The organism is Rhodococcus sp. NPDC058505 (assembly GCF_042720095.1).
In the GTDB taxonomy this organism is placed as follows: Bacteria; Actinomycetota; Actinomycetes; order Mycobacteriales; family Mycobacteriaceae; genus Rhodococcus_G.
The window spans coordinates 1-23505 of record NZ_JBHXNB010000005.1; the positions used below are offsets into that span (position 1 = coordinate 1).

Genomic DNA, 23505 nt, shown 5'->3' on the forward strand with positions numbered 1-23505 from the left:
GGGGGTTGTTTTTTTTTAATACCCCCCCCCCGCGGCCCCGCCCCCCCGGGGGGGGGCCGCCGGCCCGGGGGTCACCCCCGGGGGGCGCGCCGACCCGCCCGCCCCGGAGCCCCCGAAACGCCGCCGCGACTGGCGGCCGATGTACCTGATCGCCCCCACGATGGTGATCCTCGCGATCGTCATCGTGTACCCGGTGGTCAAGGCGCTGATCCTGTCGTTCCAACGTAATCCCGGCGTCGACCCGGACACCGGACGGTTCGTGCAGGGCGGCTTCGCCGGGCTCGACAACTACCTGCTGTGGCTCACCGGCAACTGCGGCGAGGGCCGCGGCACCTGCCCGCCGGGCACCCTCGGCGCCGACTTCTGGCCCGCGGTCGGGGTCACGGCGCTGTTCACCGTCGCGATCGTCGGGATCTCCACCGTGCTCGGGCTGTGGATGGCCACGGTCATGAGCCGCAGCTTCGTCGGCCGATCCTTCCTGCGGGCGAGTGTGCTGATCCCGTGGGCCATCCCGACCGCGGTCACCGCCAAGCTGTGGTTCTTCATCTTCGCCGAGAACGGCATCGCGAACCGCCTGCTCGGCACCGACATCGCCTGGACCACCGATCCGTGGGCGTCCCGGTTCGCGGTGATCATCGCCGACGTGTGGAAGACGACGCCGTTCATGGCGTTGCTGATCCTCGCCGGCCTGCAGATGATCCCGCAGGACGTCTACGAGGCGGCCCGGGTGGACGGGGCCTCCGCGTGGCAGCGGTTCACCCAGATCACGCTGCCCCTGGTCAAGCCGGCACTGATGGTCGCGATCCTGTTCCGCACCCTTGACGTGCTGCGGATCTACGATCTCCCCGCGATCCTCGGCGGCACCTCCGGCTCCACCCCGATCTCGACCGTCGCGATCCTCACCGTCGCGGACATTCGGCAGAACAACTATCAGAGCGCGTCCGCGCTGTCGACGCTGATCTTCCTCGGCATCTTCGCGGTGGCGTTCGTCATGGTGAAGTTCCTCGGCGCCAACGCGGTGCGCACGCAGGACGAGCAGCGCAAGGGCGGTGATCACTGATGGGCCGGCACAACGTCCCGGACGGTGACGCGGCCGGAGTCACCGAGCGTGGCCCGTCCGCCCCGTACGAACGGTTCACCGACGAGGTCCCGAACTACTCGATGGAGACGACGGTGATTCCCGCCATCGCCGTGCTCGAGGAGCCGGACCCCGAGGTCCCGGAGACCGCAGCCGCGGTGCGCAGGCGCAGGCCGCTGGGGCCCGCCGTCCGCAACTACGTCGGGGTGATCGTCATCCTGGTGTGGGGTCTCGCCCCGTTCTACTGGATGGTTGTCACCGCATTCCGGGACAGCGCGTTCACCTTCGACACCACCCCGTGGCCGACGCACCTGACGCTGGACAACTTCCGGGACGCGCTCGCCACCGACAAGGGCAACGACTTCCTCGCGGCCATCGGCAACAGCATGATCATCAGCGCGGTGACCACGGCGGTCGCGCTGCTGCTCGGCGTGTTCACCGCATACGCGTTGGCGCGCATCCAGTTCCGCGGCAAGTACGTGGTCACCGGGATCATTCTCGCCGCGTCGATGTTCCCCACTGTCGCGCTGGTGACACCGCTGTTCCAGCTGTTCAGCGACATCGGGTGGATCGGGCAGTATCAGGCGCTGATCGTGCCGAACATCTCGTTCGTGCTGCCGCTGACCGTGTACACGCTCACCTCGTTCCTGTCCGACCTGCCGTGGGAGTTGGAGGAGGCCGCGCGGATCGACGGGGCATCCCGCGGGCAGGCGTTCCGGCTGGTGATCCTGCCGCTCGCGGCGCCTGCCCTGTTCACCACCGCGATCCTCGCGTTCATCGCGACGTGGAACGAGTTCCTCCTCGCGAGCCTGCTGTCCAACGACAGCACCGAACCGGTGACCGTCGCGATCGCCCGATTCGAGGGCCCGGACGCGTTCAGTCAGCCGTACGCGGCGATCATGGCGGCGGGCACCCTGGTGACGATCCCGCTGGTCATCATGGTGCTGATCTTCCAGCGCCGCATCGTCTCCGGCCTGACCGCGGGCGGCGTGAAGTCGTGACCGAGGCCAGACAGCTGGCGCGGCGGCGGCAGCAACTGGAGATGCTGATCGGGGTGCTCGGCTTCTTCACGGTGATGGCGTTCCTCGCGGCGGCGGCGGGCATCGTCCGCGGCGATGCCGGGGCGGTGCCCTCACTCGTGCTGCTCGGCTGCGTCGCCGCGCTCGGCGTCGCCGTCCGGACCTGGCGCCGCACCCGCTGACGCCGAGGCAACACGCGGGGTGGTCTCGCGGTGATGGACCTCGGCGCCGGGTGATGCCACGATGCCCGAGGACGGATTGTTTGCTGCCCGTCTGCCGGCCGAGCCCACGGGAGCATACGTGTGAGTCCATCGCCTGGAGCCACCCCGGAATCGACGACGCCCCCGGACGACGGCGACGGCGGTGCTGAGGCGGGGCCGCCGCGCGGGCGGCGCAGGCTGCTGTGGGTGGCGCTGACCCTGGTGGTGCTGCTGATCGTGGCGCCGGTGGTGGCGTTCGCGATCGGCTACTCGAGGGCGGTGGTGCCGCGGCCGTCGGACATGCGGACCAACCAGGTGTCCACCATCGTCGCCGCCGACGGCTCCCCGATCACCACGATCGTCCCCCCGGAGGGCAACCGCACCGAGGTCGCGATCGACGCGATACCCGAGCACGTGCGGATGGCGATCCTCTCGGCGGAGGACCGCAACTTCTACACCAATCCGGGCTTCTCGATCAGCGGCTTCGTCCGCGCCGCGCGGGACAACGTGCTCGGCAAGGACAGCGCGGGCGGCGGCTCCACGATCACCCAGCAGTACGTGAAGAACACCCTGGTCGGCGCCGACCGCAACGTGGTCCGCAAGATGCGCGAGTTGGTGATCGCATCGAAGATGGCGCGACAGTGGTCGAAGGACGACATCCTCGCCGCCTATCTCAACACCATCTACTTCGGCCGCGGCGCATACGGGATCGCCGCCGCGTCGAAGGCGTTTTTCGGGAAACCGGTCGGCGAGCTGACGGTGTCCGAGGGCGCGGTGCTCGCGTCCGTGATCCGCAGCCCGTCGTCGCTGGATCCGGAGACCAATTCCGCTGCCGCGCAGTCGAGGTGGCAGTACGTCCTCGACGGCATGGTGGACATGGGGGTGCTGTCCCCCGCGGACCGGAAGGCGCAGCAGTTCCCTGCCGTCGCACCGTTGGCGCAGCTCGACGACGCGGGCGCCGCACGCGGGCCGGAGGGGCTGATCCGGGCCCGCGTCCTCGCGGAACTGGCGGCGTCCGGAATCAGTGAGCGGGAGCTGAACACCGAGGGTCTGCGGATCACCACCACCATCGACCCGGCGGCGCAGGCCGCCGCGGTCGACGCCGTCGCCGAGACGCTCGACGGGGAGCCGCCGGAGCTGCGGACCGCGGTCGTGTCGATCGACCCGAGATCCGGTGCGGTGCGGGCCTACTACGGTGGGGCGGACGGCGCCGGGTTCGACTTCGCGCAGGCACCACTGCAGACCGGGTCGGCGTTCAAGGTGTTCGGCCTCGCCGCCCTGCTCGACGAGGGCCGGGGGCTGCAGACCCCGTTCGACTCGGCACCGCTGACCGTCGGCAACGTCGAGATCGGCAATGTGGAGGGCGAGTCCTGTGGCCGGTGCACGATCGCGGAGGCACTGAAGAGGTCGCTGAACACCAGCTTCTACCGGATGACGCTGTCGCTGGACGGCGGCCCGCAGAAGATCGCCGACATCGCGCACGCCGCGGGCATTCCGCGGGAGATCCCCGGCGTCGTCGGCACCACGCTCAGTGAGGACGGAGGGCCGCCGGAGAACGGAATCGTCTTGGGCCAGTACCAGACCCGGGTGATCGACATGGCGTCCGCGTACGCGACGCTCGCGTCGTCCGGGATGTATCGGGCGCCGTTCTTCGTGCAGCACGTCGTCACCGCGGAGGGTCGCGTCCTGCTGGACCGGGCACCGGATCCGGGGCAGCAGCGGATCCCGGCGCCCGTCGCGGACAACGTGACCCAGGCGATGATGCCGATCGCGTCGTACTCGCGGGGGCACGCGCTTGCGGGTGGGCGGCCGTCGGCGTCGAAGACCGGGACCGCGCAGCTCGGGGACACCGGAATGAACAAGGACGCCTGGATGGTCGGGTACACGCCGTCACTGTCCACGGCCGTGTGGGTGGGCACCGAGCAGTCGCAGCCGATCGTGACCCGGTGGGGTGGCTCGGTGTACGGCGCCGGGCTGCCCGCCGACATCTGGAAGTCGACGATGGACGGCGCCCTCGACGGCACCGACTGGGAGGCGTTCCCGTGGCCGAAACCGATCGACGGGCAGGCCGGGGTGCCCGCCTCGTCGGGATCGACGGCCGCGACCGCAGCGACATCGGCGGCGGGCGGGCGCGCGGCGACGGGTCAGGCGCCGGTCCGGGTGCCGGTCGCGGATGTGCCTGCGCCGCAGCAGGTGCCGCAGCCCGCGTCGCCGGCGCCGCTGCAGATCGACGTGCCCGCGCCCCCCGCCCCCGTCGCTCCCCCGCTGCCGCGGTCGGTGGAAATCCTGCCCGGCGTGGTCATCCCGCTGCCCGGCTGACCCGGCGACCGCGGCTAGCCTCGACTCCGTGACCGCGACGACCCCCGACCTCCGACCGACCCAACGGCGCATCGTGCTCACGCTGTCGTTGGCGCAACTGTGCAGCGGTATCGGCAACGGTGCCGCGTTGGCGATCGGATCGCTGATGGCGGTGGAGTTGACCGGCAGCGACGCGTACGCGGGCGCGGTGACGACGGCGTTGTCGGTGGCCGCGTCCCTCGCCGCCCTGCCGCTGGCCGGACTGGCGATGCGGCGCGGCAGGCGCACCGCGTTGATGTCCGGGCTCGGGCTCGCCGCGGTGGGGGCGGTCGCGATGATCCTCGCCCCGGTGCTCGGGTCGTTCGCGGTGCTGCTGCTCGGCGGCGCGCTGCTCGGGGTCGGCAACGCGGCGAACCTGCAGTCCCGGTTCGCCGCCACCGATCTCGCGACACCCGCCCACCGCGGCCGGGACCTGTCGATCGTGGTGTGGGCGATCACCATCGGTGCGGTGGCGGGACCGAACCTGATCCGCCCCGGGGCGGCGCTCGGTGAGTTCCTCGGCCTGCCCGAGATGTCGGGGCCGTTCCTATTCTCTCTCGCGGGCATGCTGATCGGTGTCGTCGTGCTCGCGGTGGGGTTGCGACCCGACCCGCTGCTCACCGCGCGGGCGGTGGGCGGGGTCAGCGCCGGAGCGTCGCGGCCGTCGCTGGTCGACGGGCTACGCACCGCGGCCCGGTCCTGGCCAGCGACGCTGGGCATCGTCACCCTGGTCGCCGCGCACGTGGTGATGGTGGCGGTGATGTCGATGACCCCGGTGCAGCTGCGGGAACTCGATCACGCGGCGGGGGCGCAGCATTCGTCGGCGGACACGCTCGCCGTCATCGGCTTCGTGATCTCGCTGCACATCGCCGGGATGTACGCGCTCTCCCCGGTGATGGGGTGGTTGACCGACCGGTTCGGCCGGTTGCGGACCATGCTGCTCGCCCAGGTGCTGCTGGCGGCGGCCGTGCTCTGCGCCGGGGTCGGCGCCGACAGCCGCACCTGGGTGACGGTCGGTCTGGTGCTGCTCGGGCTCGGCTGGTCGGCGGCCACCGTGTCCGCGTCGACGTTCGTGGCCGAGAGCGTGCCGCCGGAGCGTGCCGTCCTGGTCCAGGGCGTGTCCGACGCGGTGATGGGCGCCGCGGGCGCGGTCGGCGCCGCAACCGCCGGGATGGTGCTCGCCGTCGGCGGCTACCTCGGGGTGAACCTGGTCGGGGCGGTGACCGTCGCGGTGGTCGCCGTGCTGATCGTCGCCACGATGACCCGGACCCGAACCCGGCCGCTGGCGTGAAATCGGCAGAAGGACCGCTACGCTCGGTCACCGGGACCAGCAGTCGGGCAGCAGCGGGAGGTCGAGCGGTGGGCGCCAACACACAGCGCAGGAACATTCTGATCACCGGCGCCAGCTCCGGGCTCGGGCGGGGCATGGCCCGCGAGTTCGCGGCGCGCGGACGCAATCTCGCCTTGGCGGCGCGGCGCACCGACCGGCTCGAGGAACTGCGCGACGAACTGCTGACCGCGCACCCGGGCATCACCGTCGCGATCCGTACCCTCGACGTCAACGACCACGACGACGTGTTCACGGCGTTCACGGAACTCGACGCCGAGCTCGGCGGCCTGGACCGGGTGATCGTCAACGCCGGACTCGGCAAGGGACAGCCGTTGGGCACCGGGTACTTCCGGGCCAATGCCGCGACCGCGTCCACCAACGTCCTCGGCGCGCTCGCCCAGGCCGAGGCGGCGCTGGAACTGTTCCGCCCGCGCCGCGCCGGGCACCTGGTGCTGGTGTCGTCGGTGAGTGCGGTGCGCGGGATGCCGCGCAACCTGACCACCTACGCGGCCTCGAAGGCCGCGGTCGCCTCGCTCGGCGAGGGCCTGCGGGCGGACCTGGCGGGCAGCGGAATCGCGGTGACCACGCTGCTGCCCGGGTTCATTCGGTCGGAGATGAACGAGAACATCAAGAAGGTGCCGCTGATCGTCGACACGGAGACGGGCTGCCGGGCAATGGTGAAGGCCATCGAACGCGAGGCGCACCGGGCCGCGGTGCCGGGCTGGCCGTGGTCGCCGCTGTCCGTCGCGATGCGGGTCCTTCCGCTGTCGGTCGTCGCGAGGATGACCTGATCCCGCGCCCCCGCACCCGGCTCCAGCATTGAATGGGGGTTCATGTGCCATCCGCCGCGGGCGAATGACACATGAACCCCCATTCATCGGAGCGGGAGGGCGACTACGGCACCGGCGGCGACTTCATCTGTCCGAGCAGGACCCGGGCCGCGTCCTTGGCCTGCGCGGCAGGGGTTGGTGACCCCGAGATCGCGGCGGTGGCCATCGCGCCGTTGGCGAGCAGCGCGAGCTGATCGGCCAGCCCCTCCGGCCGGTCTGCCGCGCGGACGAGGTCGCGCAGACAGTCGAGGAAGGCCGCCTTGTGGGTGCGGGCGATGTCGGCGACGACGGCGTTGCTGCCGCCTAGCTCACCGAAGGTATTGATGAAGGTGCATCCGCGGAAGTCGTCTCGGCGGAACCAGTCGTCCAGGTAGTCGAACACTCCGAGGATCCGCTCGCGGGGGTCGGCGTACGGCGCGAGGAAGCCGACGATCTCGTCGCGCACCGCGTGGTCGCGCCGCCGCAGCATCGCCTCGACAAGCCGCTCCTTCGACGGATACAGCTGGTAGAGCCGTTTGAGGGAGACGCCCGAGCGGGTACGGATCGCGTCCATTCCCACGGCCTGGACGCCGTGCTCGTTGAACAGCTCCTCCGCGGCGTCGAGCAGTCGCACATCGGCAGTGTCCGAATCCATTTCGCCTCACCCCTTGCATGGAGAACCAACGTTCTCTACTGTACACCCCAGCGGGAGAACGACCGTTCTCTCCTTGAGTGGTCACGGAGGGCTCATGTCCAGCTTCGACACCCGACATCGCACGACACTCGTGGACGGCCGTGAGGTCTTCTATCGCGAGGCAGGAGATCCGAGCCGGCCCACAGTGGTTCTGTTGCACGGATTTCCGACCAGCTCGCACATGTTCCGCAACCTGATGCCCGCCCTCGCGGACGAGTACCACCTGATCGCTCCGGACCACATCGGCTTCGGCCGGTCGGAGAGCCCCACGGTCGACGAGTTCGACTACAGCTTCGACCACCTCGCCGAGGTGACGGTCTCGTTGCTCGGCCAGCTCGGTGTCGACCGGTTCGCGCTGTACGTCCACGACTACGGAGCGCCGATCGGTTTGCGCATCGCCGCTGAGCACCCGGAGCGTGTCACCGCGCTGATCACCCAGAGCGGGAACGCCTACCGCGAGGGATTCACACCGTTCTGGGACGTGCTGTTCGCTCATGCGGGTGACCGGGAGGCGCACGAACCGGCGGTGCGTGAGCTCCTCGACGTTGCCGCGACGCGATGGCAGTACACCCACGGGGTCCCCGACGACCGGTTGGACCGGATCGCTCCCGAAACGTGGCTGACGGATCAAGCCGGCCTGGATCGTCCGGGTAACAAGGAGATTCAGCTTCAGCTGTTCTGGGACTACCAGTTCAACCTCGACCGGTATCCCCTGTTTCAGGAGTACTTCCGCACCCACCGGCCGCCGACCCTGGTGGCCTGGGGTCGGGACGACGAGATCTTCGGCTCGGCCGGGGCGGAGGCGTTCGCGGCGGACCTGCCGGACGCGGAGATCCACCTGCTCGACACCGGCCACTTCGCGCTGGAGACCCACCTCGACGAGATCGCCGGCCTGATGCGCGACTTCCTGCGGCGCACGGCCTGACTCGCCCCGACCCTTCCCGGAGGAATAGTGACGATGACCGTCCGCACCCGGGCCGCGGCCCTGATCGAGCAGCGGGGATCCGGCACGTCGGCGCTGTCGGCGGGCATCACGGCGCTGCTCGTCATCGTGTGCCTCGGCGCCGTCGAACGCCTGCTCGGACTGGAGGTGTTCGCCTTGCCGTTCGTGGCCTCGGCCGCGCTGATAGCGTTGGCGCCGAGCGCTCCCGCGGCCCGTCCGGGCGCCGTCCTGCGCGCCTACCCGGCCGCCGCGGTGGGAGCCATGCTGATCACCGCAGCCGTCGGAGCGTCCGAGGTGGCGGTGACCGCGTCGGCGGTGTGGGCGGTCATCGCGATGGCGATCCTGCGCGCCCCGCACGTGCCAGCCGCGCTGTGCGCTGCCGGAATCGGGCTCACCGATCCGGGATTCGGCTACCTGGCGCACACCCTTGTGCCCGCCATGGCGGTAGTGGTCGCCGCGTCGGTGGCCGCAGGTCCCGCCGCTCGTGCGTCGCTGAGTCGCTGGGTTCGGCACCCGTGGTTCGCCGGTCGGCGTCGCCCGGCGACCTTCACCGGTTGAGGCGGATCCTGGACCACACTGCCGTGGGGTCGCCGGACGTCGCGCCGAAAACGACTGTGGCGGTGGGTGAGTCCTCGGACTCACCCACCGCCACAGTCGGTGCTGCAGTGCTGTTTCGATCAGGCCTCGATGATGAAGGCCTCGAGGTCGGCACGAGCCTTGTCGTCGGCCATCTGGATCGGCGGCGACTTCATCAGGTAGGCGGAGGCGGGGTAGACCGGTCCGCCGATGCCGCGGTCCTTGGCGATCTTTGCGGCGCGGACCGCGTCGATGATGATGCCCGCCGAGTTCGGCGAATCCCACACCTCGAGCTTGTACTCAAGGTTCAGCGGGGCGTCACCGAACGCGCGACCCTCGAGGCGGACGTACGCCCACTTGCGGTCGTCGAGCCACTCCACGTAGTCCGACGGGCCGATGTGCACATTGCGGTCGTGCACCTTGCCGGACAGCGGGCCGTTCAGGTTGGAGGTGACGGCCTGGGTCTTCGACACCTTCTTCGACTCGAGGCGCTCACGCTCGAGCATGTTCTTGAAGTCCATGTTGCCGCCGACGTTGAGCTGGTAGGTGCGGTCCAGCACGACACCGCGATCCTCGAACAGCTTCGCCATCACGCGGTGGGTGATGGTGGCGCCGACCTGCGACTTGATGTCGTCGCCGACGATCGGGACGCCGGCGTCCTTGAACTTCGCGGCCCACTCCGGGTCGGAGGCGATGAAGACGGGCAGCGCGTTGACGAACGCGACGCCGGCGTCGATCGCGCACTGCGCGTAGAACTTGTCGGCCTCCTCGGAGCCCACCGGCAGGTAGGAGACGAGGACGTCGACCTTCGCGGCCTTGAGCGCGGCGACCACGTCGACCGGCTCGGCGTCGGAGACCTCGATGGTCTGCGAGTAGTACTTGCCGATGCCGTCGAGGGTCGGGCCGCGCTGGACGGGGACGTCGAGCGGCGGGACGTCCGCGATCTTGATGGTGTTGTTCTCGCTGGCGAGGATCGCCTCGGACAGGTCGAACCCGACCTTCTTGGCGTCGACGTCGAACGCGGCAACGAACTGCACGTCCCGCACGTGGTACTGCCCGAACTTCACGTGCATCAGGCCGGGGACGGTCGAGCTCTCGTCCGCATCCTTGTAGTACTGGACGCCCTGGACCAGGGACGAGGCACAGTTCCCCACGCCCACAATGGCCACGCGCACCGCGGTGCTGTTCTCACCCATGGTCGGGTTCTCCTTCTTTCTTGGGTAACGCTGTTGGTGTTTGCTCGGCCGCGATCAACTCGTTGAGCCACCGCACCTCTCGCTCGCTCGTCTCGAGTCCGAGCTGATGAAGCTGGCGGGTGTAGCGGTCGAGTGATCCGCTGGCTCGCCCGATCGCGTCGCGGAGCCCCTCGCGGCGCTCCTCGACCTGACGACGGCGCCCCTCGAGGATCCGCATCCTCGCCTCCGCAGGGGTGCGGCTGAAGAATGCGAGGTGCACCCCGAAGCCGTCGTCGGTGTAGTTCTGCGGGCCGGTGTCGGCCACCAGTTCGGTGAACCGCTGCCTGCCCGTGTCGGTCAGCTGGTAGACGCGGCGGGCGCGGCGCTTGACCGCCCCGTCCGGACCGGCGTCCTCGGCGATCAACCCGTCGGCCTGCATGCGGCGCAGCGTCGGGTAGAGCGATCCGTAGGAGAAGGCGCGAAAGGCGCCGAGCAGGCCGGTCAGCCGCTTGCGCAGCTCGTAGCCATGCATGGGTGACTCGAGGAGCAGCCCGAGAATTGCCAGCTCGAGCATTCGTGTCCACCTCCCCGGTCGTCCGAACCTAATCGCGTGATGCGACAACCAACTATATCGCAGCGATATAAACGATCGCGGGAACCGGCGCTGGTGTCTGCGACACGCCGTAGCGGATACCCGCCGATCCGGGTGGCCGGGGGGACGTCAATCGGGCGGGTACACCCGGAGGATCTCGCCGTCGAACCCGACGGTCATGAAGGTCGAGTACTCGACCGCATCGGTCACATAGATGGCGACCACGGGTTCGGCGAGCCGGTCGTTCGTGCCGAACTGGAACCGCACCTGGCTGACCTCGCCGTCCGGCAGGCGCAGCGTCTCCGGTGCACCGGCCACCAGCCGCGCGATCGCGGCGACGTCGACACCGCCGAGGTCGAGCGTCCGGGTGTCGCGTGGTCGGTCGGAATCGACTCCCCACGTATCGAATTCGCCGTCGTAGCTGTGGCCCACATACCTGCCCGGATCGGTGTCCGACCGCCGGTCGACCGCGCCGCGCTCCGGGAAGAGCAGCACCTCGTCGGCGAGCGTGTCCCCGAAGTGCGCCCGATAGTCCTCGATGAACCGCTGGATCCCGGCGCCGGTGGTGAGGTTCGGGACGTCGGGTGCGGACGACACCAGCCCGCCAGCGCAGGATCCGGCAAGCGCACCCACCCCGGCCGCTGCCGCGACCAGGCCCGCCGCGCCCGCCCACCGCCGCGGGCCACCGGGCCGCGGCTCCCGCGGCCGACGGTCCGGCCGGACCACCGCCGACCCGGCGTAGCGCACCGGAATCTGCAGGTCGCCGACCAGCATCGCGAGTTGGTCGAACGTGACGGACCGCATCGCCCGGTCGGTGCGGGTGGCGTGTTCGGTGTCGGTCAGCTGACCCTCGGCGTGCGCGGCGTCGAGCAGCCCGCACGCCTCCACGCGGTCCACGTCCCGCGCCCGGATCCCGGTCGAGGTCATTGGTGCTCCTACTGTCCGAAGGGGTAGGCGCGATGCACCTCGCCCGCGAGCGTCGCGGTGAGGTGCCCGCTCTCGTCGAACTCGTTGCCGACATAGACGCTGATGAGCGGTCCGGCATCGGCGTCGGGCTCGACGGAGAGGTGGCTGATCGTGCCGCCGGGCACATTCAGCAGGGTCGGCGCCTCGGCCAGGATCCGGTCGAGTCCGGCCCGGTCGACGTCGGCCAGGTCCACGGTCGGCGTGTCCACCCCGCGGGTCGAGGGATCGCGGTCCGGCTCGAAGCCGTACCGATAGCTGTAGCTGAGCACCCGGTTCGGTTCCCGGGGCAGTGCCAGGGTGACGCTCCCGTGCTGCTCGAACAGGGTGAGCTCGTCGACCACGGTGTCCCCGAACGCGGCGCGGTAGTCGTCGACGAACTGGGCGAAACCCGCCGCGGTCCTGAGGTCCGGCGTCGCGATCACTCGGGGCGGCAGCGCAGCAAGGTCGACCGCGGTCGCACCCGGTGCGGCAGGCAGGGCGGGTGCGTCGCCGCGGCTGGCGAACCAGAACGCGGCGATCCCGGCGACGACCGCGGCGGCCGCGGCCGCCGCGGCCGCCGTGCGGAAGCGGCGGGGCCGGGCGGCGGGATCGGGTGTCGCGCCCGCGGGCGGCAGCGAGGTGGTCGGGCGCGGCGGGGCGGCGTCCTGCAGATCCTCAACCAGGGAGTCGAGGTCGCCCAGGGTCCTGCCGTCGGTGAGCAGTTCGGCCCGCATCCGATGCTCGGCGGCGTCGAGTTGGCCGTCGGCGTAGCCAGCGTCGAGGAGCGCGAGCACGGCCGCCCGGTCGGCGTCGGTCGCGCGCGTCGACGGCGGATAGGGACGGGCCACGGCGGAATCCTAGTTCGACCGAACAGCCAGGGCGTTCCCGCCGTCGAGGCCGGCGACCAGGTAGCCGACGGCCTGGTTGCCGTCCCCGACGTAGACGGTGACGGTCGGCCGCCCCGAGTCGGCGACGAGGACGTGCCCGACGCGTCCCGCTGGCGCCCCGACCAGCGCGGGAGCCGCGGCGATCAGCCGCGCAACCCCGGCGGCGTCGATCCGCGTCAGGTCCACCACCGCGGCCCGCGGCGGCGACGGTTCGGTGCCCACCGGCCGGACGTCGCCGGCCACGTCGTGGACATCGACGCGTCCGGGGCTGTCCGCCCGGCGGGTCACCCGGGCCGCGTCGGGATACAGCGCCAGCGAGGTGGCCAGGGTGTCGTCGAATCGGGCGCGGTAGCGGGCGACCACGGCCGCGATGCCCGCCTCGGTGAACGGGTCGATCGGGGTCGCGCGATCCGGTGGGACCGTGACCGGCCGGACGGACGCGGTGTCGGCACCCGCGGCGGCCGGGGTGGATGGCGCGTCACCGGACCCGCGGACCGCGACGGTCAGCGTGGCGACCCCGGCGACCAGGGCGGCACCCGCCACCGCCGCGACGGCACCGAGGCGGCGGCCTCGGCCGATCGGATGCCGGGACGCGACCGCCGCGGGCAGCTGCAGGTCCGTGGTGAGGGACCGGAGGTCGCCGAGGGTGTCCGCGGCCGCGGCCAGCGCGAGGCGGTCGTGGAATTCGCCTGCCCCGAGCTGCCCGTCGTCGTAGGCGGTGCGGAGCAGCCCGCGGGTGCTGGTGCGGTCGGTGTCCCTGGCCCGGGTCGAATCGCGCAGCGGGGACACCCCGGAATCATAGGGGGTGCGGTCGCGGTCGATGTGTGTGGACGGTCACGCCGAGGACCGCGCCCACCTGCGTTTCCGCGGTGGGGGCCGGGATGATCGGCCGGATGACCCGCGACCGGAGGGGGTCGCCCACGTACTCTGGTCACCGTGCGATTGCAGCGGCAGGTGGTGGACTACGCCCTCCAGCGGCGATCCCTGCTGGCCGAGGTGTTCTCCGGCCGTACCGGGGTCACCGAGGTGTGCGACGCGAACCCCTACCTGCTGCGCGCGGCGAAGTTCCACGGCCAACCGTCGGAGGTGACCTGCCCCATCTGCCGGAAGGAGCAGCTCACCCTCGTGTCGTGGGTGTTCGGCGACAAGCTCGGCCCGATGTCCGGGTCGGCACGGACCGCCGACGAACTGGTCCGGCTCGCGGCGACGCAGGAGGAGTTCTCCGTCCACGTCGTCGAGGTCTGCCGCACGTGCAATTGGAACCACCTGGTGCAGTCGTACGTTCTCGGCTCGATCCCCGCACCGAAGCGGACCCGACCGACCCGGACCCCGAGCCGACGCACCGCGAGTGAGTGAGCCGCACCGACGACCGTGACCGCAGCCTGACCGGCTGAGCCCGAGTGACACAGCCGTGTCCATGCCAGTACTGGAGAGTCCCCACGTGAGTTCCCCCTACAACGATCCGCAGGGCGGTCGACCCACCGGCCCGCCGCGCCCCACCGGCCCGCAGCCCGGTGGCCGCCCGCCGGGGTACTCGCAGCCGAACCAGCCGCCGCCGGGGTACGGGCGTCCGCCGTCGGGCCCGCCGCCGCGATACCCGGGCGGGCAGCAGCCGCCGCAGGGGCAGCCACGCCAGGGGCAGCCGTACCCGCCGCAGGGGCAGCCGGGCCGGCCCTACCCGCCGCAGGGGGCGCCGCGCCAGCAGCCGCCGCAGGGCGCGCCGCGCGGTCCGCAGGGTGCTCCCCCGGTGCCGCAGCAGCGCCCCGCCACGCCGCAGCCCCGCCCCGGCCAGAACGACGCCGGTCCCACCGCCGCCGCGAAGGCGGGTGCCCAACCCCGTCCGTCCACCCCGTCGCGTCCCACCCAGGCGGGCAGCGGCGGCGGCCGTCCACCCGCCGGACCGCCCCCGACCGGTCGCTCCGGCGGTTCGGGCGGCACCGGCGGCCAACCGCCCCAACCACCGAAGAAGATGAAGTCGAAACGCTGGAAGATCGTCCGCCGTACCCTCTACAGCCTCGTCGCGATCGGCATGGTCGTGCCGTTGCTGGCGTTCATGGTCGCCTACATGGCCGAGGACGTCCCGCGCCCCGGTGACATGAAGACCAATCAGGTCGCGACGATCTACGCCAGCGACGGCAGCACCGTGCTGAGCACCATCGTCCCGCCCGAGGGCAACCGCACCGACGTCGCGATCGACGAGATCCCGGTGCACGTGCGCAACGCGGTGCTCGCGGCGGAGGACCGGGACTTCTACTCCAACCCCGGCTTCTCGATCAGCGGGTTCGCGCGCGCGGCCCGCGACCAGCTGCTCAACAAGCCCAGCGCAGGCGGCGGCTCGACGATCACCCAGCAGTACGTGAAGAACGCGATGGTCGGCTCCGAGCACTCCTACACCCGCAAGTTCAAGGAGCTGGTGATCTCCGCGAAGATGGCGCGGCAGTGGTCGAAGGACGACATCCTCGCCGCCTACCTGAACACCATCCCGTTCGGTCGGGGCGTGTTCGGCATCGCGGCGGCGTCGGAGGCGTACTTCGACAAGCCGGTCGAGCAGCTGACGGTCGAGGAGGGCGCGGTCATGGCCGCGACCATCCAGCAGCCGTACGGCCTCGACCCGTCCACCAACCCGACCGGCGCCGAGTCGCGGTGGAACTACGTGCTCGACGGGATGGTCGGGGCGAACACCCTCGACGCAGGCCAGCGGGCCGGGATGGCGTACCCGTACGTGGTCCCGCTGTCCGAGGTCGACTCCGGTGCCGTCGGCACCGGCCCGGCCGGACTGATCCGCAACCAGGTCGTCAAGGAACTCGAGGCCAACGGCATCAACGAGCAGGTCCTCAACACCGAGGGCCTGCAGATCACCACCACCATCGACGACCAGGCACAGCAGGCCGCGGTGGCCGCGGTCACCGACAACATGGAGGGTGAGGACCCGAACATCCGGACCGCGGTCGTCTCCGTCGACCCGAAGACCGGCGGCGTCAAGGCCTACTACGGCGGCACCGAGGGGTCGGGCTACGACTTCGCGCAGGCGGGCCTGCAGACCGGCTCATCGTTCAAGGTGTTCGGTCTCGCCGCCGCCCTCGACGAGGGCATCCCGCTGTCGAAGATGTACGACAGCAGCCCGCTCACCCTCGGCGGCGTCACGATCAACAACGCCGAGGGCGCGTCCTGCGGCGTGTGCACGATCGCCGAGGCGACCAAGCGCTCGCTGAACACCAGCTTCTACCGGCAGATGATGTCGATCGAGAACGGTCCCGAGAAGATCGCCGCGATCGCCCACAAGGCGGGCATCCCGGAGCAGATCCCCGGCCTCGCCGGCACCACGCTGCAGGAGTCGAACGGCAAGTCCGAGTACGGCATCGTGCTCGGCCAGTACCAGTCCCGGGTGATCGACATGGCGTCGTCGTACGCGACGCTCGCCGCGTCCGGGGTGTACCGGGCGCCGCACTTCATCCAGAAGGTCGTCACCGCCGACGGCACCGTCCTCCTCGACCGGGGCGCCAGCGTCGCCGGGGAGTCGCGCCTCGACGCGGCCGTCGCGGACAACATCACCTCCGCGCTCGAGCCGATCGCCGCGTACTCGCGCAACCACGGCCTCGCCGGTGGCCGCCCGTCGGCCGCGAAGACCGGAACCGCGCAGCTCGGCGACACCGGGGAGAACAAGGACGCCTGGATGGTCGGCTACACCCCGTCGCTGTCGACCGCGGTGTGGGTCGGCACGGAACAGGGCCTGCCGCTGCAGAATTCGTGGGGCGGCCTGATGTACGGCTCGGGGCTCCCGTCGGACATCTGGAAGGACACCATGGACGGTGCGCTGGAGGGCACCGACGTGGAGCAGTTCCCGGAGCCGGAGCCGATCGCCGGCCAGGCCGGTGTGCCCGCGTACACCGCGCCGTACACCCCGCCGAAGACCACCGCCGCTCCCCCGTCGTCGACGGCGTCCCCGCAGTTGACCATTCCGCCGATGGAGGTCACGCAGACCCCGGTCGAGATCCTGCCCGGCGTGACGATCCCGATCCCCGGGCTCAGGCCGGCCCCGACGACCCAGACACCGCCGACGACGGAGGGCCCGCTTCCCGGGCAGCCGACCACCGGTGAAGAGGACGACAGCGGGATGACGGGGCAGGACTACGGGCAGGCCGTGCCGCAGGGGCGGGGCTGGTAGTCGGTAACGTCGCACCGGTGGCCGAGGACACAGGGGACAGCACAGCCGAATCCGGCGACCGGGCGACGGTCGGCTCACCGGCCGCGCTCGCGGACGACCGCCGGTCCGCCGACCGGGACCTGCCCAGCCGCACCGACCGGCTGACCGCGGAGGCGTCATCGGTGCTCGGCGGCCCGGTGGGACGGCGGGCGCTGGTCGGTCGGCAACGGTTCTGGACCCCGCTGCGGGTGATCCTGCTGCTGGCGGTGATCTTCCTCGCGCTCGGCTGGTCCACGAAGGCCGCCTGCCTCCAGCAGGCACCGAACGGCCCGGACGGCGCCCTCGGCCTGGACTGGAGCGGCAGCCGCCAGTACACGGCGCTGTGCTACTCGGACACGGTGCCGCTGTACGGGGCCGAACGCCTCGACGAGGGCGCATTCCCGTACAAGAAGTCGTGGGAGGAACCGGCCGCCGACGGATCGGTGCAGACCCGGTACATGGAGTACCCGGTGCTCGCCGGGCTGTACCAGTACGCGTCGATGACGGTCGCGAAGGCGTGGCACGCCGCACCGTGGCTGCCCGGGGCCCTGCAGGTGGTGCTCTATTTCAACGTCGTCGCGTTCGGGCTGGCGGTGGCGTGGCTGGTGACGGTGTGGTCGACGGTGCTGCTCGCGGGCAGGCGGGTGTGGGACGCCGCGCTGGTCGCGGTGTCTCCGCTGGTCGTGGTGCACGCGTTCACCAACTTCGACCCGCTCGCCACCGCCTTCGCCGGCACCGGCCTGCTCGCCTGGGCCCGCAGGAAGCCGGTCCTGGCTGGGGTGCTGCTCGGGTTGGGCGGGGCAACCAAGCTGTACCCGCTGATGCTGCTCGGCCCGCTGCTGGTGCTGTGCCTGCGGGCGGGCCGGGTCCGGGATTGGTGGCGGGCGACGGTCGCGGCCGCCGCCGCGTGGCTGCTGGTGAATCTGCCGATCGCCCTTGCCTTCCCGGCCGGCTGGCGGGAGTTCTTCCGGCTCAACTCCGAACGCGGTGCCGACCCCGATTCGCTGTACAACGTGGTGTCCTCGTTCACCGGCTGGGCGGGCTTCGACGGGGTCCTCGCCCGCGGGGAGAGCCCGACGATCCTCAACGCGGTGTCGCTGCTGCTGTTCGTTGCGGTGTGCGTCGGGGTGGGGTGGATCGCGCTGACCGCGCAGCGCAGGCCGCGGGTCGCGCAGTTGTGCTTCCTGGTCGTTGCCGGGTTCCTGCTGACCAACAAGGTGTGGAGTCCGCAGTACTCGCTGTGGCTGGTGCCGCTGGCCGTGCTTGCGCTACCGCATCGCCGAATCCTATTGGCGTGGATGGCGATCGACGCACTGGTGTGGGTGCCGCGGATGTACTACTACCTCGGTGTCGGGAACAAGGGGCTGCCGGAGCAGTGGTTCACGGCGACCGTCGTGGTGCGCGACATCGCGGTGATCGCCCTGTGCGTCATGGTGATTCGGCAGATCTACCGACCGGCCGAGGACCTGGTGCGCGGGGCGGGGGTGGACGACCCGGTCGGCGGGGTGCTGGACGGGGCCCCGGACGCCCCGCCGGGATGGTTGCCGCGGTGGCTGCGGCCGCGGCCCGGGGCACGGGCGTGGTCGGCGGCCGGGCCGCGGGCCGTCCCGCACTGACCTCAGCCGGGCCGCGGCACCCGATCCGCGGCGCCGTCGCTGCACCCGTCGGCGCCGGCGGCGCGTGGCCGGGACCGCAGGAACAGCACGAAGAACACCACGAGCAGCGCGGCCCGACCCCACACGCCTGCCAGCACGATCGCCTCCTCGGTGCTGGCGTCCGCCCCGGACCCGAGGGCCGCGAAATACCGGAACACCCCGATCCCCAGGCAGAGGTCCGCGACGAGGTAGGCGCCGACCAGGGTCCACGGCACCCGCAGCAGCACGAAGAACGGGATCAGCCACAGCGTGTACTGCGGGGAATGCACCTTGTGCAGCAACAGGAATCCGCACAGCATCGCGGCGCTGACCGCGAGCCAGGGATAGCTGCCGTCCCTGCGGTAGCGGCGCCAACCGATCCACACCGCGAGCGCGAACGCGACGACGATCAGCAGCGGGGACGCCGCGGCGACGACGCGCGCGTAGTCGCTGCCCGGACCCTCGTCCGGGCCGAACCAGTGCCGAACCCCCCAGTACCACACCGAATTGGTGGTGATGTCCGCCTGACGATCCGACTGGAACGCGAACGAGGCGACCCAGCCGCGCCAGCCGAGCGCCGCGAACGGCAGGTTGATCGCGACGACCGTTGCGGTCGCCGCCCCCGCGACCGCCAGCGCGCCGACCGGGTCGTAGCGGCCGCGCGCCGTGGCGGGCAGCTCCCGCCCGCCCGCGCCGCCGGTGAACACGTACGCCATCAGCGGAAGCACGAACGCGCCCGGATAGATCTTCAGGCAGAAACCGATCCCCAGCAGCACCGCCGCCAGCACGGCCCGGGTCCGCAGCGACATCCGGTCGCCAGCGGCGACCACGAAGACCGCCGCCGTCGCCGCGGCGACCACCGGCAGTTCCCAGTTGTGGAAGGCGTACAGCACCAGCGGCGGTCCCACCGACCACAGCAGCGCGGGCCAGCCAGCGAGCCTGCCGAGCATCCACGCCGTCGCCAACCCGAACGGCGTCAGGATCAGCGCCGAGTGCAGCAGGAACGCGGCGTCGGTGTGCGCGCCGACGGCGCTCAGCCACATCAGCAGCCCGCTGAGCACCGGGTACTCCACCGTCCCTCCGGTGAGGGCGCCGCTGTCGGTGATCCCGCCCGACAGGTACGGGAAGACGTGGTGGTCGATGTCGCGGCCGATCCACAGGAACTGGATGTCGGAGTAGCAGACCGACGAGTCCTTGATTCGGTCGAAGATCAGGCTGCGGCCGAGCGCGTCGAACGGTTCGCCAGCGCAGCGGGCCTTGTTCAGGTACGCCAGGGCCAGGGTCAGCCCGCACAGCAGGGTCACGGCGACGGTGGTCGTGGTGCTGGCCCGCGCCGGTGTCCGCATGCGCCCCACAGTAGGTGCCGCCACGCCCCCGGCCGGGGAGCCCCTCGCACCGACCGCGATTTCGCAGGTCAGGGGCGCCTCGTGTAGCCTGCATGGGTTGCTGACGCAACGACCCTCCTGTCACGGAACGTCCGTGACCGTTTCACAGTCCATAGGAGGTGATGAGGTCTTATGCGTCATTACGAACTGATGATCATCCTGGATCCCAGCCTGGACGAGCGCACTGTCGCCCCGTCGCTGGATACGTTCCTCAATGTCGTCCGCCAGGACGGCGGCTCCGTCGACAACGTCGACATCTGGGGCAAGCGTCGTCTCGCCTACGAGATCGCCAAGCACAGCGAAGGCATCTACGCGGTCATCGACCTGAAGGCGACCCCGGACACGGTCAACGAGCTGGATCGCCAGCTCGGCCTGAACGAGTCGGTGCTGCGCACCAAGGTTCTGCGCCACAACAAGTGATCCTGTCCGCGTCGGGCCAGTTGTCGTAGCGACGACCTAGGCTCGGGGCATCTGGATTCCACACACTGCAGGAGGAACCACATGGCAGGCGACACCGTGATCACCGTCGTCGGGAACCTGACGGCCGATCCCGAGCTCCGCTTCACTCCCGCGGGTGCCGCGGTCGCGAACTTCACGGTCGCGTCCACGCCCCGCACGTTCGACCGCCAGAGCAACGAGTGGAAGGACGGCGAAGCGCTGTTCCTCCGCTGCAACATCTGGCGTGAGGCAGCGGAGAACGTCGCGGAGTCGCTGACTCGCGGTTCGCGGGTGATCGTGCAGGGCCGGCTCAAGCAGCGGTCCTACGAGACCCGTGAGGGCGAGAAGCGCACTGTCGTGGAACTCGAGGTCGACGAGATCGGCCCCTCGCTCCGTTACGCCACCGCGAAGGTCAACAAGGCCAATCGCGGAGGCGGCGGCGGGGGAGGCGGGTTCGGTGCCTCGGGCGGCGCGGGCGGTGGACGCCCGGCAGCCGGTCCGACCGACGACCCGTGGGGCAGCGCCCCGCAGTCGGCAGGCTCCTTCGGCGGCGGTGGAAACGACGAACCGCCGTTCTGATCCCGTCCGGGATCGGACGCGACGAACATTGAGAAACACGGAGAAAGACAATGCCGAAGCCGCCGTTGCGCGACAAGGTGATGAAGAAGAAGGTCTGCACCTTCTGCAAGGAAAAGAACGTGCAGATCGACTACAAGGACACGACGCTGCTGCGTAAGTACGTCAGCGACCGCGGCAAGATCCGCGCGCGCCGTGTCACCGGCAACTGCGTCCAGCATCAGCGGGACGTCGCGGTTGCCGTGAAGAACTCGCGTGAGGTGGCCCTGCTTCCTTACGTCTCTACGGCTCGCTAAGGAAAGGGAGGGAAGACATGAAGCTGATCCTCACCGCTGACGTGGACAACCTCGGTGCGCCCGGCGACACCGTGGAGGTCAAGGACGGTTACGGCCGCAACTACCTGCTGCCCCGCGGCCTGGCGATCGTCGCCACCCGTGGCGCCGAGAAGCAGGTTGAGGGCATCCGTCGGGCGCAGGAGGCCCGCGCGGTGCGCGGCCTGGACCACGCCAAGGAGCTCAAGGCCGCGATCGAGGGCGTCGAGGGCATCTCGCTCTCGGTGAAGACCTCGGACGCGGGCAAGCTGTTCGGTTCGGTCACCGCCGCCGACGTCGCAGGCGCCATCAAGGCCGCCGGCGGCCCCGTGGTCGACAAGCGGATCGTCGAGCTGCCCAAGGCCCACATCAAGGCCGTCGGCAAGCACCTGGTGCTGGTTAACCTGCACCCGGACGTGACCGCGAAGTTCCACCTGAACGTCGTCGCCGGCTAGTCCGACACACGTTCGTCGGCAGGGCCCCGCAGACTCGGTCTGCGGGGCCCTGTTCCGTGCTGGCCCGCTGTGCGCCAGGTCACGTTGCATTCGGCAGTGAAATGCGCAACACGCCCGGCGGGTGCGCGGGACCGACACGCCGAACAAGTTTCCATCCACAGCTGCGTGAACAAAGAAAAGCGGTCTGACCTGCACGGTTCGTGGGTGTGACATTCGTTTCCCCCAGGTTGTCCACAGGTGGTGAACAACCTGGTGCTGGGGATTCCACAATTCATCCACAGGTGTGTGCACAAGTCGTGTTGCTCCCGGCGACCCGGGTGCCTAACGTCGTCGCGGGCGCGTCCGCGAGGCGGCCCCGGACGGTACTCCGGGGCGGAATTTCGAACCATGTCGGTGCGGGCGCGTATCCATGTCGTATGGTGTCCGGCCGCGTCGTCGCGGCCGGACCGTGGTTAGGCGGAAGGACGGTTATCGCGTGGCGGTTGTCGACGATCGTGGGCACTCGGACTACCCGGAACCGGACGAGCCGCCCCGGGAGGACTTCGGGCGTCAGCCCCCGCAGGACATGACCGCCGAGCAGTCGGTGCTCGGCGGCATGCTGCTGAGCAAGGACGCGATCGCCGACGTCCTCGAGGTGCTCCGCCCCGGCGACTTCTACCGCCCCTCCCACCAGAGCATCTACGACGCGATCCTGGACCTGTATTCGCGCGGCGAGCCCGCCGACCCGGTGACCGTCGCCGCGGAACTCGAACGCAAGGGGGAGTTGCGGCGCGTCGGCGGTCCGCCCTACCTGGTGACGCTGACGCAGACCGTCCCCACCGCCGCGAACGCCGGCTACTACGCGGAGATCGTCGCGGAGAAGTCGATCCTGCGCCGCCTCGTCGAGGCGGGCACCCGCATCGTGCAGTACGGCTACGCCGGCTCCGACGGGCAGGACGTCGCCGAGGTCGTCGACCGCGCGCAGGCCGAGGTGTACGACGTCACCGAGCGGCGCACCACCGAGGACTACGTGATCCTTGAGGAACTGCTGCAGCCGACGATGGACGAGATCGACTCCATCGCCAGCCGCGGCGGCATCTCCCTCGGCGTGCCCACCGGCTTCTCCGAGCTCGACGAGATCACCAACGGCCTGCACCCCGGGCAGATGATCATCGTCGCGGCACGTCCCGGTGTGGGTAAGTCGACCATTGGCATGGATTTCATGCGGTCGTGCTCCGTGAAGCACGGCATGGCCAGCGTTCTGTTCTCGCTGGAGATGAGCAAGACCGAGATCGTGATGCGTCTGCTGTCGGCGGAGGCGAAGATCAAGCTGTCGGACATGCGCTCGGGCAAGATGACCGACGACGACTGGACCCGGCTGGCGCGGCGGATGAGCGAGATCAGCGAGGCCCCGCTGTACATCGACGATTCGCCGAACCTGACGATGATGGAGATCCGCGCGAAGGCGCGGCGGCTCAAGCAGAAGCACGACATCAAGCTCGTCGTCCTCGACTACCTGCAGCTGATGACGTCCGGCAAGAAGGTCGAGTCCCGGCAGCAGGAGGTCTCCGAGTTCTCCCGGTCGCTGAAGCTGCTCGCGAAGGAACTCGAGGTGCCCGTCGTCGCGATCTGTCAGCTCAACCGTGGCCCCGAGCAGCGCACCGACAAGCGCCCGCAGGTCTCTGATCTGCGCGAATCTGGATCTTTGGAGCAGGACGCCGACATGGTGATGCTGCTGCACCGCCCCGACGCGTTCGAACGCGACGACCCGCGCGGGGGAGAGGCCGACATCATCCTCGGCAAGCACCGCGGCGGCCCCACCGCCACCATCACCGTCGCGCACCAGCTGCACTACTCGCGGTTCGTGGACATGGCGCGGGGATAGTTTGATGATGATGATGATGCCGCCGCCGCTGCGGTAAGGCGCTGTGCCGGCCCGACGGCGATTTTGATACGCCG

The 23505-nt window shown here is 70.4% G+C and carries 23 protein-coding genes; 16 read left to right on the forward strand and 7 right to left on the reverse strand.

The genetic code is table 11. The annotated features are described in order from the left end of the window. Positions 1-139: 139 nt before the first annotated feature. The 6 genes from ACFWPA_RS05430 (at position 140) to ACFWPA_RS05455 (ending at position 6755) form a co-directional block, all read left to right on the forward strand. Complete coding sequence (locus ACFWPA_RS05430; RefSeq protein WP_378569785.1) at positions 140-1060, forward strand: carbohydrate ABC transporter permease; 921 nt, start codon at positions 140-142, stop codon at positions 1058-1060. Continuing rightward, the gene (locus tag ACFWPA_RS05435; RefSeq protein WP_378569865.1) at positions 1057-2079 is read left to right on the forward strand and encodes a carbohydrate ABC transporter permease; all 1023 of its coding nucleotides are present in this window, start codon (positions 1057-1059) and stop codon (positions 2077-2079) included. The genes ACFWPA_RS05430 and ACFWPA_RS05435 overlap by 4 nt, the downstream gene beginning before the upstream one ends. Beyond that, positions 2076-2279, forward strand: coding sequence for a hypothetical protein (locus ACFWPA_RS05440; protein ID WP_378508729.1), 204 nt, complete (start codon positions 2076-2078; stop codon positions 2277-2279). The genes ACFWPA_RS05435 and ACFWPA_RS05440 overlap by 4 nt, the downstream gene beginning before the upstream one ends. Positions 2280-2393: 114 nt before the next feature. After that, on the forward strand, positions 2394-4616 hold the full coding sequence (locus tag ACFWPA_RS05445; RefSeq protein ID WP_378508721.1) for a transglycosylase domain-containing protein: 2223 nt from the start codon (positions 2394-2396) through the stop codon (positions 4614-4616). Positions 4617-4644: 28 nt separating this feature from the next. Continuing rightward, a complete protein-coding gene (locus ACFWPA_RS05450) occupies positions 4645-5925 on the forward strand; it encodes an MFS transporter (RefSeq protein ID WP_378569786.1) in 1281 nt (426 codons plus the stop codon). 68 nt (positions 5926-5993) lie between these two features. Further along, positions 5994-6755: an SDR family oxidoreductase gene (locus ACFWPA_RS05455; RefSeq protein WP_378569787.1), complete on the forward strand. Its 762-nt coding sequence runs from the start codon at positions 5994-5996 to the stop codon at positions 6753-6755. Between the two features lie 103 nt (positions 6756-6858). Here the strand turns inward: ACFWPA_RS05455 and ACFWPA_RS05460 are convergent, their stop codons facing one another. Further along, positions 6859-7428, reverse strand: a complete 570-nt coding sequence (locus ACFWPA_RS05460; protein WP_378508612.1) for a TetR/AcrR family transcriptional regulator — start codon at positions 7426-7428, stop codon at positions 6859-6861. A 94-nt stretch (positions 7429-7522) separates the two neighbouring features. On the opposite strand from ACFWPA_RS05460, the gene ACFWPA_RS05465 reads away from it, so the two are divergent. Then, a complete protein-coding gene (locus ACFWPA_RS05465) occupies positions 7523-8392 on the forward strand; it encodes an alpha/beta fold hydrolase (protein WP_378569788.1) in 870 nt (289 codons plus the stop codon). A 33-nt stretch (positions 8393-8425) separates the two neighbouring features. Further along, positions 8426-8968, forward strand: coding sequence for a hypothetical protein (locus ACFWPA_RS05470; RefSeq protein ID WP_378569789.1), 543 nt, complete (start codon positions 8426-8428; stop codon positions 8966-8968). A gap of 119 nt (positions 8969-9087) precedes the next feature. Here the strand turns inward: ACFWPA_RS05470 and ACFWPA_RS05475 are convergent, their stop codons facing one another. From ACFWPA_RS05475 to ACFWPA_RS05495, 5 genes are all read right to left on the reverse strand, one after another. Then, positions 9088-10182, reverse strand: a complete 1095-nt coding sequence (locus ACFWPA_RS05475; protein WP_378508609.1) for an inositol-3-phosphate synthase — start codon at positions 10180-10182, stop codon at positions 9088-9090. After that, a complete protein-coding gene (locus ACFWPA_RS05480; RefSeq protein WP_378508608.1) occupies positions 10175-10735 on the reverse strand; it encodes a PadR family transcriptional regulator in 561 nt (186 codons plus the stop codon). The genes ACFWPA_RS05475 and ACFWPA_RS05480 overlap by 8 nt, the downstream gene beginning before the upstream one ends. Positions 10736-10882: 147 nt before the next feature. Continuing rightward, positions 10883-11680 carry a DUF1707 domain-containing protein gene (locus ACFWPA_RS05485; RefSeq protein WP_378569790.1) on the reverse strand — a complete coding sequence of 266 codons (798 nt, stop codon included), beginning with the start codon at positions 11678-11680 and terminating at the stop codon, positions 10883-10885. Between the two features lie 8 nt (positions 11681-11688). Continuing rightward, on the reverse strand, positions 11689-12546 hold the full coding sequence (locus ACFWPA_RS05490; protein ID WP_378569791.1) for a DUF1707 domain-containing protein: 858 nt from the start codon (positions 12544-12546) through the stop codon (positions 11689-11691). Between the two features lie 9 nt (positions 12547-12555). Continuing rightward, a complete protein-coding gene (locus ACFWPA_RS05495; RefSeq protein ID WP_378569792.1) occupies positions 12556-13374 on the reverse strand; it encodes a DUF1707 domain-containing protein in 819 nt (272 codons plus the stop codon). 147 nt (positions 13375-13521) lie between these two features. Here ACFWPA_RS05495 and ACFWPA_RS05500 point away from each other — a divergent pair, with 147 nt between their 5' ends. From ACFWPA_RS05500 to ACFWPA_RS05510, 3 genes are all read left to right on the forward strand, one after another. Then, positions 13522-13941 carry a DUF5318 domain-containing protein gene (locus ACFWPA_RS05500; RefSeq protein WP_378569793.1) on the forward strand — a complete coding sequence of 140 codons (420 nt, stop codon included), beginning with the start codon at positions 13522-13524 and terminating at the stop codon, positions 13939-13941. A 613-nt stretch (positions 13942-14554) separates the two neighbouring features. Beyond that, on the forward strand, positions 14555-16750 hold the full coding sequence (locus ACFWPA_RS05505) for a transglycosylase domain-containing protein (protein WP_378569866.1): 2196 nt from the start codon (positions 14555-14557) through the stop codon (positions 16748-16750). 17 nt (positions 16751-16767) lie between these two features. After that, positions 16768-18384: a glycosyltransferase family 87 protein gene (locus ACFWPA_RS05510; protein WP_378569794.1), complete on the forward strand. Its 1617-nt coding sequence runs from the start codon at positions 16768-16770 to the stop codon at positions 18382-18384. 2 nt (positions 18385-18386) lie between these two features. On the opposite strand, the gene ACFWPA_RS05515 is transcribed toward ACFWPA_RS05510, so the two are convergent. Further along, complete coding sequence (locus ACFWPA_RS05515) at positions 18387-19748, reverse strand: hypothetical protein (protein ID WP_378569795.1); 1362 nt, start codon at positions 19746-19748, stop codon at positions 18387-18389. Positions 19749-19919: 171 nt separating this feature from the next. Between ACFWPA_RS05515 and rpsF the strand changes: the two genes are divergently transcribed. The 5 genes from rpsF (at position 19920) to dnaB (ending at position 23431) form a co-directional block, all read left to right on the forward strand. After that, the gene (rpsF, locus tag ACFWPA_RS05520) at positions 19920-20207 is read left to right on the forward strand and encodes a 30S ribosomal protein S6 (RefSeq protein WP_378508601.1); all 288 of its coding nucleotides are present in this window, start codon (positions 19920-19922) and stop codon (positions 20205-20207) included. Between the two features lie 81 nt (positions 20208-20288). Then, entirely contained in the window at positions 20289-20804 is a 516-nt protein-coding gene (locus tag ACFWPA_RS05525; RefSeq protein ID WP_378508600.1) for a single-stranded DNA-binding protein, read from the forward strand. A gap of 50 nt (positions 20805-20854) precedes the next feature. After that, positions 20855-21097 carry a 30S ribosomal protein S18 gene (gene rpsR, locus ACFWPA_RS05530; RefSeq protein WP_007537290.1) on the forward strand — a complete coding sequence of 81 codons (243 nt, stop codon included), beginning with the start codon at positions 20855-20857 and terminating at the stop codon, positions 21095-21097. Between the two features lie 17 nt (positions 21098-21114). Further along, positions 21115-21567, forward strand: coding sequence for a 50S ribosomal protein L9 (gene rplI / locus ACFWPA_RS05535; RefSeq protein WP_378508599.1), 453 nt, complete (start codon positions 21115-21117; stop codon positions 21565-21567). A 475-nt stretch (positions 21568-22042) separates the two neighbouring features. Then, positions 22043-23431: a replicative DNA helicase gene (gene dnaB / locus ACFWPA_RS05540; RefSeq protein WP_378569796.1), complete on the forward strand. Its 1389-nt coding sequence runs from the start codon at positions 22043-22045 to the stop codon at positions 23429-23431. Positions 23432-23505: the final 74 nt, after the last annotated feature.